We start from the raw sequence: 12245 nt of genomic DNA, 5'->3' as shown, positions 1-12245 counted from the left end.
TCAGGCGAGCTCGGAGGCGATGGTGCGGATGAGCGAGTGCTGACGGCGAACTTGTTCGATGGAACGCCATGGCGTCCGTTCGCCTTCGTACTCGCTGGACAGGTAGCCGTTGTAGCCGGCGTCTTTCAGCGCTTGAAGCACAGGACGCCAAGGAATCTGCTGGTCTTCGAGATTTTCGTTGATGTCGTGGAACTTGGCCTGAACGAAGACCACGTACTGAGCAACATCTACGAAGTCAGCCGGATCAACGCCAATGCCATCGAGGAAAGCTGGCCTTGTTTCACGCGTTTCGCCTTCGCGCAAAGGGATGGGCCGGTCCTGGAAAATTCCCGTGTCTATCAGCAAGCCAAAGTTCTTCGTTCCGGTGCGTTCGATCAAGCCGATGTAGTCGTCCACTACCGGATGCTTGATGGGAGTCGGCGAGTGGATCTCCGGACAGATGACCACTCCGAGTTCGTGGGCGAGGTCCAAAGAACGTTCCACGGATTCGGTCCAGATGGGATCCGGAATCAGGTCACTGGACACCACTCCGATCTTTGGCCGCACAAACCCAAAACCCAGCCGATTGGCCAGCGTGAGGTCCCGCTGCAGTGCTACCGCTCCCTCTTGAGCCGTCATCGCCTGGCCAGGTCGGAGCCGGGTATCAATCCATGAGCCGTAGTTGGTCGGCTCCAGCGAATACTTTTCCAGCAGGCTGAACCACTGATCGATCCATACGGTGGTTGGTTCCGGATAGTTTGGCACGTGGCCTTCACCCAGGATTTCGACCCCGGTGGCTCCGGTATCTGCCACGGCTGCCAAGGCCGTCTCCAAATCCAGGACTGTTCCGTAGTCGTGCATGAAACTGTAGAGGGAGACGCCGTAGCGGAACACGCCGTCGCCACCCTCCGGGGCAAGAGTGATTCTTCGCGATGCCCGGTGCACAGTGGGCTGATGCTCGATCGGTATATAGGACATACGCAGCTTCAGTTCCACATGGACGTCATGCACTCCCTGGGGGAGCCCACCTTCAAACGGCACTGTGACGGTTGCAGCCTCTTCGAGTTGCCAACGAGCACCATCGCTCGCCCAGAGTTCCCGAAGTGTGTACGTGTTTCCACTGAGCGTCCAGAGAGGAATCTCAGCCGGGACGTCCACTACATCGCCTACACGTACTGCGATGCCGTCGATGAGCGACGCAGGCATACCGCGGTACGACGGCATGCGCACCCTGAATTGGAAGCCGGTCACGCGATCACCGTCGCGGACATTGCGGAAGCCGGTGGCTTGAATGAGGTCTCGCTCGAGAAGCATCTTTGCTCTTTCCTTGAGGGGGATGCTACGAGCATAGACCACTTAAGCATAATTTGAACATAAGTAGGTGGCTAACTGGCCAAACTTCTTTGCGGCGCCGGAGGGAGCTCGACGGGTTCGCGCAGCTGGGCCGAATCCCTCGAGGGCTGATCGGTCATGGCGCGGTACGTCACACGGTGCAGCGCTAGCGGCCTAATAGGAGCTTTGGGGACGGAGTAACTGACGCTTGCGGCCTTCGCGGGAGTCCGTAAAGAGTTCCATAAACGCGATCCAAAAGCTCGGCGACTTTGAAAGGGACCGCGATCCGCGCCGAACCCTCCCCACTTAGTCATAGTTACGCGTCGACGACATGGAAGAGACCTCCCCTGAGTACCCGGGCGCCCGTCGCGGCTGGACTCTCACGTTGCCGCGGTGCTACAGATGGTGCGCTTGCAAACAGGCGTCTCGGCTCGGACCCACGCGTTAAGTAGATGAAGGCCGAACAAGGGGCAGGCAATGGCCGTGAACAGACTCAATTGAGAAGACATAAGTGTGGACAATGTTCACCCCTCTTTGGACTGGCAGAGCTGCCACCAACCTCGTCTCCATCCCCCAGGAGCCACCCGAAACCAAGCCGGTCTCGGCGTGGGTTCTCTAAGTCATGTTGCGCTCACCGCCATTACCTATGAACAGGTGTAGGGCAACCACGACCTACCGGACGAAAGACAGGAACCCATAACCCAGCTCAGAGCAAGCGGAGGGCCGACCAGCCACGACCCTGAACCCGCTCCCCCACAATCAAACAGGCGACCCGCGGCGCCGGCACACCCCGCGGCCTGTGTCAGAGGGACCTGACCGACCAGAATGTACCCACGTTAAAGCAAAAACCCCCTCCGTAGAGGGGGTCTTCCTGTGCCCGAGGTGGGACTCGAACCCACACACCTTTCGATACTGCATTTTGAGTGCAGCGCGTCTGCCAATTCCGCCACTCGGGCGCGGATTACCGGGAAGTTAAATCTCGCTGACCGCTCTCATTTCTGTGAGCAACGCGATCCTTTCCCAGCACGCGAAACTACTCTACATGCAGATAGGCTGATTCAAAGAACCGGGCGCGCTGATGCAACAAAAACCAGCCATCAAAGAGTCCGCACTAAGATGGACATGAACCCGCCGAACCTTTTCAAGGAGATCCCGTGACCGAACAGACGGAGTCCACACCCACAGCCCAGCCGGCCCGACGCGTTGTCGTAGCCGAGGATGAGACCCTCATCCGCCTGGACATTATCGAGATTTTGAAGGGCGAGGGGTACGACGTCGTCGGCGAGGCAGACAACGGCGAGAAAGCTGTGCAGCTGGCCGAGGAACTGAAGCCTGACCTTGTCCTCATGGACGTGAAGATGCCCGTGATGGACGGCATATCGGCGGCTGAGAAGATCGTCAAGGCACGCATTGCGCCTGTTGTCCTTCTGACTGCTTTCAGCCAGAAGGAACTGGTGGAGCGGGCACGCGACGCCGGTGCCATGGCATATGTCGTCAAGCCGTTCTCCCCCGCGGACCTGATTCCGGCCATTGAGATCGCTCTCTCCCGCCACGAGGAAATCAAGGCGCTCGAGAACGAGGTTTCCGACCTCCAGGAGCAGTTCGCCACGCGCAAGCTTGTAGAGCGCGCCAAGAGCCTTCTGACCACCAAGATGGGCCTGACGGAGCCGGAAGCTTTCCGCTGGATCCAGAAGACCTCCATGGACCGTCGCCTCAGCATGCGTGAGGTTGCCGAAACCATCATCAACCAGGTCAACTAACGCAAGAACCAAAACAACGACGGCGGCCGCTCACCTCACCCGAGGTGGGCGGCCGTCGTCGTAAGCACTAAAAAGCCAAAAAAATGCGGGCCCCGCCATAAGGCGGGGCCCGCATTCAACAACCGAAGAACTAGCTCTTGGTCTTGGACTTCTTTTCGGGCCACGGGCCAACAGGTTCCTTGCGGGAACCATCATCAACCTTGGAGGTATCGGCGAGGTCACCCACCTTGTGGACCTTCAGCGAGTTTGTGGAACCGGCCTGTCCTGGAGGGGAACCGGCGGCGATGACAACCAGGTCGCCTTCGTCTACAAGATCCATTTCCAGCAGGCTCTTGTCCACCTGTGCGGTCATCTCGTCGGTGTGGCCCACAGAGGGAACCAGTACCGGCTGGATGCCCCAGGTCAGGGCGAGCTGGTTCCACACGTGCTCCACAGGCGTGAAGGCGAACACCGGCTTGACGGGGCGAAGACGCGACAGGCGTCGTGCCGAGTCACCGGACTGGGTGAAAGTACAGATGTACTTGGCATCCAGCTGATCAGCGATTTCGACGGCGGCACGGGTGATTGCGCCACCGCGGGTCTTGGGCTTGGTGCCCAGCGGGGGGACGCGCTCGAGGCCGTGAACTTCGGTGGACTCGATGATCCGGGCCATGACCTTGACGGTTTCGATGGGGTACTGTCCCACGGAGGTTTCGCCGGAGAGCATGACCGCATCGGCGCCGTCGAGAACTGCGTTGGCGCAGTCCGAAGCCTCGGCACGCGTCGGACGCGGGTTGTCGATCATGGATTCCAGCACCTGGGTGGCCACGATGACCGGCTTGGCCCAGCGACGCGCCAGTTCAATGGCCCGCTTCTGGACGATCGGCACCTCTTCGAGCGGCAGTTCGACACCGAGGTCGCCACGGGCAACCATGATGGCGTCGAAGGCGTCGATGATTTCGTGGAGCTGCTCCACTGCCTGCGGCTTCTCGATCTTGGCGATCACCGGCACGCGGCGGCCTTCTTCGTCCATGATCTCGTGGACGCGCTTGATGTCTGAGGCATCACGCACGAAGGAGAGGGCGATGAGGTCGGCGCCGCGCTTGAGGGCCCAACGGAGGTCGTCCTCGTCCTTTTCGCTCAGGGCGGGGACGTTGACGGCAACACCGGGCAGGTTGATGCCCTTGTTGTTGGAAACCTTGCCGCCAACAGTCACGGTGGCAACTACCTTGACGTCGTCAACCTCGATGGCACGCATGGCCACCTTGCCGTCGTCGATCAGCAGGGCATCGCCCACGTTGACGTCTTCAGTGAGGCTCTTGAGCGTGGTGGAGCAGATGTCCTTGGTGCCGGGGACGTCTTCGGTGGTGATGGTGAAGGTGTCGCCGACGGCCAGCTCGTGGGGTCCGTCAACAAAACGGCCAAGACGGATCTTGGGTCCCTGGAGGTCGGCCATGATCGCAACGGGCTTGCCCAGCTGCGCCGCAGCCTTGCGGACGTTTTCGTAGGTGATGTCATGCACGGAGTAGTCGCCGTGGCTCATGTTCATGCGAGCAACGTCGACGCCGGCCTCCAGCACCGCGAGGGTGTTGTCGAAGCTGGAGATAGCCGGGCCGAAAGTTGCCACAATTTTTGCGCGTCTCATATACCTACCCTAAGTAGTTCATGCTGATTGAGTAAAAGGTTGTTCCTGCCGGCGCTATAAGACCGCTATCGCCCGGTCGGTGGGGGCGACCGGTGCCGGGAGAATGGTGCTTCCCATCAGGAACTTGTCCACTGCGGCCGCACATGCACGGCCTTCCGCAATGGCCCACACAATCAGTGACTGGCCACGTCCGGCATCGCCGGCAACAAACACGCCCTCGGTGTTCGTCATGTAGTAGCCGTCGCGGGCAACGTTGCCCCGACCGTCGAACTCTGCGCTGACCTGCTCCGTGATTCCTGCCGGCTCAGCGCCGGTAAAGCCAAGGCTCAGGAACACAAGGTCAGCTGGGATGATCCGTTCTGTACCGGCCTTGGGCAGGCGCTTGCCGTCCACGAACTCGGTTTCAGCAACTTTGACGCCGGTGAGTTTGCCGTTTTCTCCAACGAACTCAACGGTTGAGGCAAGGTAGGTACGCTCGCCGCCTTCTTCGTGGGCGCTGGCGACCTCGAACAGGGTGGGGAACGTCGGCCACGGCTGGTGTCCTGCACGTTCCGACGGCGGCTGCTTGCCGATCGCGAGCGTGGTCACCGAAGCGGCCTGGTGGCGGTGGGCGGTGCCGATGCAGTCAGCACCGGTATCGCCACCACCAAGGATGACAACGTGCTTGCCGCGGGCATCAATGTGGTTTTCGGGGTTCTCCCCTGCCACCATACGGTTCGAAGGAACCAGGTAATCCATGGCGAAGTGGACACCCTCAAGGTCGCGGCCAGGGATAGGCAGGTCACGCGGCACGGTAGCACCGGTGGCGACTACGACGGCGTCGTAACGGCGACGCAGCTGCTCCCAGGTCACGTCCGTACCAACGGCGACTCCGGTCCGGAAGCGGGTGCCTTCGGCCTTCATCTGCTCCAGGCGGCGGTCGACCTGTTCCTTCTCCATTTTGAAGTCGGGGATGCCGTAGCGGAGCAGTCCGCCAATCTTGTCGTCGCGTTCGTAGACAGCCACAGTGTGGCCAACACGGGTCAGCTGCTGAGCCACGGCCAGGCCTGCCGGTCCGGAACCCACCACGGCCACTGTCTTGCCGGTGAGGCGCGTCGGCGGCAGCGGCTGGACCCAGTCGTTGTCGAAAGCCTGGTCGATGATCGAAACCTCAACCTGCTTGATGGTCACCGCAGGCTGGTTGATACCCAGCACGCAGGACGCTTCGCAGGGCGCAGGGCACAGGCGGCCCGTGAATTCAGGGAAATTGTTCGTGGCGTGAAGCCGCTCAATCGCTTCTTCACCCTTGTCCCGCCACACGAGGTCATTCCATTCGGGAATGAGGTTGCCCAAGGGGCAGCCCTGGTGGCAGAACGGAACACCGCAGTCCATGCAGCGGCCGGCCTGGCTTTTCAGGACGCCCTTCTCCTGGGCTTCGTACACTTCTTTCCAGTCCATGATGCGGACGGGAACGGGACGGCGTGGCTGCGTTTCGCGCTGCCGGACTTTCAGAAATCCGCGTGGATCAGCCACCGGTTACCTCCAGGATTCGAGACCATACTTCTTCGCCATCGGGGTCAAGGCCCTCTTCAATGGCGTCGAGACGGGTTTGCAGGACTGCTGCGTAGTCGCGGGGCAGTACTTTGGTGATGCGGGCGGCGGTGTCGTCGAAGTTCTCGAGCAGACGGCCGGCCAGGACGGATTCGGTTTCCTCAAGGTGCTTGGTGAGCAGGCCGTGAACGATGTCGCGGTCCTCGGCGTCGAGCTCCAGAAGCTGGAGTTCGCCGGTGTCGAGGGCCATCTTGTTGACACGCTCGGGCTGCAGGTCCAGCACATACGCGGTACCACCGGACATGCCGGCACCGAAGTTGCGGCCGGTGCGGCCGATGATCAGAGTCTGGCCACCGGTCATGTACTCGCACCCGTGATCGCCAATACCTTCGACGACGGCGGTCGCACCGGAGTTTCGGACCAGGAAGCGTTCGCCCACCTGGCCACGCAGGAACATTTCGCCACTGGTGGCACCGTAGCCGATGACGTTGCCTGCAATGACATTGCGCTCTGCCTGGAACACGTTGGTGCGGTCCGGGCGGACGATGATGCGGCCGCCGGAGAGACCCTTGCCGACGTAGTCGTTGGAATCACCGAACATCCGCAGGGTGATGCCTGCGGGCAGGAACGCCCCGAGCGACTGGCCCGCGGTGCCGTTGAGCGTGATGTCGATCGTATCGGTGGCCAGGACATCAACGCCGAACGTTTTGGTCACCACGTGACCCAGCATCGTACCCACGGAACGGTCAGTGTTGATGACGTCCAGGGTGATCTTGACGGGCATGCGGTCGCTGAGGGCTTCCTGGGCCATGGTGATGAGCCGCTGGTCAAAGTGCTTGTCCAGCTCGTGGTTCTGGCCGGTCATGTTGCGCAGCGGCACGTCGTCGTCGAACTCCAGCCCGTGCAGGATGGGATCGAGGTCCAGCCCTTCGGCCTTCCAGTGGTTGATCGCTTCGCGGGTGTCCAGCACCTCGGCGTGGCCGATGGCCTCTTCCAGGCTGCGGAAACCGAGCTCCGCAAGGATTTCCCGGACTTCTTCTGCAAGGAACTCGAAGAAGTTGACCACGAACTCGGGCTTGCCGTTGAACCGGGAGCGGAGCTCGGGGTTCTGCGTGGCAACACCAACGGGACAGGTGTCCAAGTGGCAGACGCGCATCATGATGCAGCCGGAAACCACCAGCGGAGCAGTCGCGAAACCGTATTCCTCGCCACCCAGCAGGGCAGCAATGACAACGTCACGGCCGGTCTTGAGCTGGCCATCAACCTGAACCACCACACGGTCGCGGAGACCGTTGAGCATGAGGGTCTGCTGGGTTTCGGCAAGGCCGAGTTCCCACGGCACGCCCGCGTGCTTGAGCGAGTTCAGCGGCGAGGCGCCGGTACCGCCGTCGTGACCTGAAACAAGCACGACGTCGGCCTTCGCCTTGGTGACGCCGGACGCCACCGTGCCGATCCCGACTTCCGAAACCAGCTTCACATGCACACGGGCCGAAGGGTTGGCGCGCTTGGCATCGTAGATGAGCTGCGCGAGGTCTTCGATCGAGTAGATGTCGTGGTGCGGAGGCGGGGAAATGAGTCCGACGCCGGGAGTCGAGTGACGTGTCCGGGCTACCCAGGGGTAGACCTTCTGCGCCATCAGCTGGCCGCCTTCGCCGGGCTTGGCACCCTGTGCCATCTTGATCTGGATGTCGTCGGCGTTGGTCAGGTAGAGGCTGGTGACACCGAAACGGCCGGAAGCGATCTGCTTGATGGCAGAGCGACGCTCCGGATCAAGCAGGCGGTCAACGTCCTCGCCACCTTCACCGGTATTGGACTTGGCGCCCAAACGGTTCATGGCAATGGCCAGGGTCTCGTGCGCTTCCTTGGAAATGGAGCCGTAGCTCATGGCACCGGTGGAGAACCGCTTGACGATGCTGGAGACCGGCTCCACTTCCTCAAGCGGAACCGCAGGGCGTACGCCGTCCTTGAACTTCAGGAGCCCACGCAGGGTCATCAGGTTCTCGGACTGATCGTCAATGCCCTTGGTGTAGGACTTGAAGATGTCGTACCGGCGTTCGCGGGTAGCGTGCTGCAGGCGGAACACCGTCTCAGGGTTGAAGAGGTGCGGTTCACCGTCGCGGCGCCACTGGTACTCGCCACCACCGAGCAACGGCTGGTGCGGGTGCTCAATGCCACCCTCCGGGTAGGCCATCTGGTGGCGCGCCGACACTTCGGCTGCGATGACATCGAGGCCGACGCCACCCAGCTGGGAATGCGTGCCGGAGAAGAATTCGTCCACGAGCTCCTGGGAAAGACCCAACGCTTCGAACGTCTGGGCGCCCGTGTAGGAAGCCACCGTGGAGATGCCCATCTTGGACATGATCTTCAGGACGCCCTTGCCGAGGCCCTTGATCAGGTTGTAGACGCCGTCTTCGGCAGTGACGCCAGTGACGTCGCCGTTGGAGATCAGCTGTTCCACCGATTCCATGGCCAGGTACGGGTTGACTGCGGACGCGCCGTAGCCAATGAGTACCGCCACGTGGTGCGTCTCGCGGACATCGCCGGCCTCAACCACCAGCGCGGTCTTGGTGCGGTTGGCGCTGCGGAGCAGGTGGTGATGGACGGCGCTGACCAGCAGGAGCGAGGGAATCGGCGCCCACTGGGCGTTTGAGTCACGGTCGGACAGCACAACGTACTGCACGCCGCGGTTGATCGCGCCTGAAACCTGTTCGCAGATTTCGGTCAGGCGGGCACGAAGTGCCGCTTCCCCACCCTCCGGGCGGTAAAGTCCGCGGACCTTCATGGCGATGCGGTCGCCGTCGGGGGTTTCGATGTTCGCGATCTTGGCCAGCTGGTCGTTGTTGATCACGGGGAACGGCAGGGAGATCTGCGGCTGGCGGACCTGGTTGCCGTCCAAAAGGTTGCCGTTGGGGCCGATGGCGCACTTCAAGGAGGTAACCAACTCTTCGCGGATGGCATCCAGCGGCGGGTTGGTAACTTGGGCGAAGGACTGCACAAAGTAGTCGAACAGCAGGCGCGGGCGCTTGGAAAGCACGGCTACCGGAGTGTCCGAACCCATGGCGCCCAGGGGCTCTGCACCCGTGCGGGCCATCGGCCCAAGCAGGATCTTCAGCTCTTCGGTGGTGTAACCAAAGGTCCGCTGACGGATGTTCACCGATGCCGCAGTGTGAACCACGTGCTCGCGCTCGGGGAGCTCGTTGATGTCGATCAGGTTGTCCTTGAGCCACTCGGCCCAGGGGTTTGCAGCAGCGACCTCGGCCTTGACCTCGGCGTCGTCAATGATGCGGCCGGCTTCGGTGTCCACCAGGAACATCTTGCCCGGGGCAACGCGGCCCTTCTTCACGATGTTGGAAGGCTCAACCTCGATCACGCCAACCTCTGAGGCGAAGATGATCAGGCCATCCTCGGTGATCCAGTAACGTCCCGGACGCAGGCCATTGCGGTCCAACGTGGCGCCAACGAGGCTGCCGTCAGTGAAGGAAACAGCGGCAGGACCATCCCAGGGCTCCATGAGCAGGGAGTGGTACTCGTAGAAAGCACGGCGAGCGGGATCCATGGTGGCATGGTTCTCCCACGCTTCCGGGATCATCATCATGATGGAGTGCGTGATGGGACGGCCGGACAGCCAGAGGAGTTCGGCAACTTCATCGAAGGACGCTGAGTCCGAGGCACCGGGGGTACAGATCGGGTACAGCTCTTCGGGGACCGAACCAAGCAGCGGACTGGCCAGCTGCGACTGACGTGCACGCATCCAGTTGCGGTTGCCCTTGACCGTGTTGATCTCACCGTTGTGGGCGATGGTGCGGAAAGGCTGCGCCAACGGCCAGGACGGGAACGTGTTGGTGGAGAAGCGCGAGTGGACGATTGCGAGCTTCGTCTTGAACCGCTTGTCCGAGAGGTCCGGGTAGAACGGCTCCAACTGGGCTGTGGTCAGCATGCCCTTGTACACAATGGTGCGCGAGGACAGCGACGGGAAGTACACGCCGAACTTGTTCTGGGCACGCTTGCGGATACGCCAGGCGCGGGAGTCGAGCTCGTTGGCTTCAAGCTGCTCACCGGTAGCGGAGGCAAAGAACGGCTGCGAGAAGTAAGGCATGCAGGCCCGCGCCATGGCGCCAACGAGGTCAGCGACCACGGGAACCTCACGCCAGCCGAGGACCGTCAGGCCCTCATCAGCGGCAAGGGCTTCTATGCCGGCTTTGGCGGTCTCTGCCTCGCGGGACTCAGCAGGAAGGAAGGCAGTGCCCACCACGTACTGGCCGGGGGCAGGCAGTTCGAATTCTGTGACGGCCCTGAAGAACTCATCCGGAACCTGCATGAGCAGTCCCGCACCGTCGCCAGTACCTTCGTCGGCGCCCACGGCGCCGCGGTGTTCGAGATTGCGGAGGGCGGTCAGAGCCGCTTCCACGATGTCGTATCCCGGTTCCCCGCGGAGCGTGGCAATAATAGCCAGGCCGCAGGCGTCCTTCTCCGTATCAGGGTTGTAAAGACCCTGGGCCTCCGGGAGCGCGGCAAAGCGCTTGAATGGAGACATGGCACCCTGAGGTTCGATATTTTCGGACCAGCCGGGGTTATGAAGATGGGTCATGGGAGACGTCCTTCCTCGAGATCGTGCGTATGGAAGGGACAACGTTGGCCCCACCTTGCCTGCCCTGTGACGGGCACAACAAAGCGCTAGTAATTGGAATTGTAGGCCAGCCGATCCAGCGCAACGAACAGTTACGCAGACCTCTGGCCCCGGCTTGACCAGTGAACATCGGTATGCTGCGGTCCGGTTTCCGGGGTGCCACGACGCTGTGGACTGGGCCCTACGAGCGGTGACTCTGTTGCCCCTTTACCGAACGTGACTACTTGGTGTCGTCAGCCTTCGGCGTGGATCCGGGGGCCTTCCTCGCGGCAGTTGCAGCAGATGTGGAATCCGTGGCAGACGTGGTGTCCTTTTCCGGCTTCCCTACTGTTTTCTGCGGCTCGTCAACGTGGCCCGAATCGCTTTGGTTATCAGGGAGATTACCACGCGAACCAGTATCTGAGACAGATGCGTCCACATCATGACTGGTGACGCTCGTCACCGGAATCGGCTCTTTTTCGGCATTCTCTTCCGGCTCGCGCCCCGCCAAATAAGGGGTGTCGGGCACCGGGCGTCCCCGTCGGCCGAGGAGGAAGAAGATCGCCAGCGCAGCAATGAAGACAAAGATGCTGGTCCACACGTTGAGCCTGGTGGTCATGCCAAACAGGTTGATCTGTTCAGCATCATCGATGCGCAAAGCCTCAATCCATACACGGCCAAGGGTGTAGTACACCGCGTAGAGCCAGAAGAGCCGTCCCCACCGGAAGTGGAACTTCTTGTCCAGCAGCAGAAGGATGGCCACGCCCACCAGGTTCCACAGCATCTCGTACAGGAACGTGGGGTGGAACAGCGTGCCTGCAGCCATGTCCGGCGGGAAGTTTGCGTTGGCTGGATCAATCTCGAGTCCCCAAGGCAGGGTGGTCGGCGCACCGAAGAGTTCCTGGTTGAACCAGTTCCCCAAACGGCCGATTGCCTGCGCCAGCAGGAGCCCGGGCGCTGCTGCGTCCAGGAAGGCCGTCAGTTTGACGCCTGCCCGGCGGCAACCGATCCACGCGCCCACCGCACCCAGGATGACGGCACCCCAAATACCCAGTCCGCCCCGCTGTATCTGGGGAATCAGCGAGAGGTCCCCGGTACCGTCAAACCCCGGACCGAAGTACGCGTCAGGCGAGGAGAACACGTGGTAGAGCCGGCCGCCGATGATGCCGAAAGGAATTGCCCAGATGGCAATGTCCCACAGGCTGCCTTCGGGAGCGCCACGGCGCTTCCATCGGGCCGACGTAAGCCACAGGCCAACGATGATGCCCGCCAGGATGCAGAGGGCGTAAGCGTGGATACGCAGCGTCCCCCACGGTAGCGGAATGTCGAAACCGGACCACGATGGGCTCGGGATACTCATGGGGACCATTGCCGCTGCGTGGAGGACGGTCTGCATTCGCTTCGCTGTTTCCTT

General features: G+C 61.7%; 6 protein-coding genes and 1 tRNA gene. 1 reads left to right on the top strand and 6 read right to left on the bottom strand.

The window, feature by feature from the left end:
* Positions 1-1293, bottom strand: coding sequence for a C-glycoside deglycosidase beta subunit domain-containing protein (locus tag ABIE35_RS18405; protein WP_354517168.1), 1293 nt, complete (start codon positions 1291-1293; stop codon positions 1-3).
* Between the two features lie 892 nt (positions 1294-2185).
* A tRNA-Leu gene (locus tag ABIE35_RS18400) sits at positions 2186-2267 on the bottom strand.
* 198 nt (positions 2268-2465) lie between these two features.
* Here ABIE35_RS18400 and ABIE35_RS18395 point away from each other — a divergent pair.
* On the top strand, positions 2466-3071 hold the full coding sequence (locus ABIE35_RS18395; protein WP_026540371.1) for an ANTAR domain-containing response regulator: 606 nt from the start codon (positions 2466-2468) through the stop codon (positions 3069-3071).
* Between the two features lie 130 nt (positions 3072-3201).
* Here the strand turns inward: ABIE35_RS18395 and pyk are convergent, their stop codons facing one another.
* From pyk to lgt, 4 genes are all read right to left on the bottom strand, one after another.
* Entirely contained in the window at positions 3202-4695 is a 1494-nt protein-coding gene (pyk, locus tag ABIE35_RS18390; protein ID WP_089594632.1) for a pyruvate kinase, read from the bottom strand.
* Positions 4696-4749: 54 nt separating this feature from the next.
* On the bottom strand, positions 4750-6207 hold the full coding sequence (locus tag ABIE35_RS18385; RefSeq protein WP_207597218.1) for a glutamate synthase subunit beta: 1458 nt from the start codon (positions 6205-6207) through the stop codon (positions 4750-4752).
* Entirely contained in the window at positions 6200-10813 is a 4614-nt protein-coding gene (gene gltB / locus ABIE35_RS18380) for a glutamate synthase large subunit (RefSeq protein ID WP_354517166.1), read from the bottom strand. Before gltB ends, ABIE35_RS18385 begins: the two co-directional genes overlap by 8 nt.
* A 259-nt stretch (positions 10814-11072) precedes the next feature.
* Entirely contained in the window at positions 11073-12227 is a 1155-nt protein-coding gene (gene lgt / locus ABIE35_RS18375) for a prolipoprotein diacylglyceryl transferase (protein ID WP_354517164.1), read from the bottom strand.
* Between the last annotated feature and the right edge of the window lie 18 nt (positions 12228-12245).

It is taken from the genome of Paenarthrobacter sp. 4246 (assembly GCF_040546855.1).
Taxonomy (GTDB): domain Bacteria; phylum Actinomycetota; class Actinomycetes; order Actinomycetales; family Micrococcaceae; genus Arthrobacter.
This window is presented reverse-complemented; position numbering and strand designations above follow the sequence as displayed.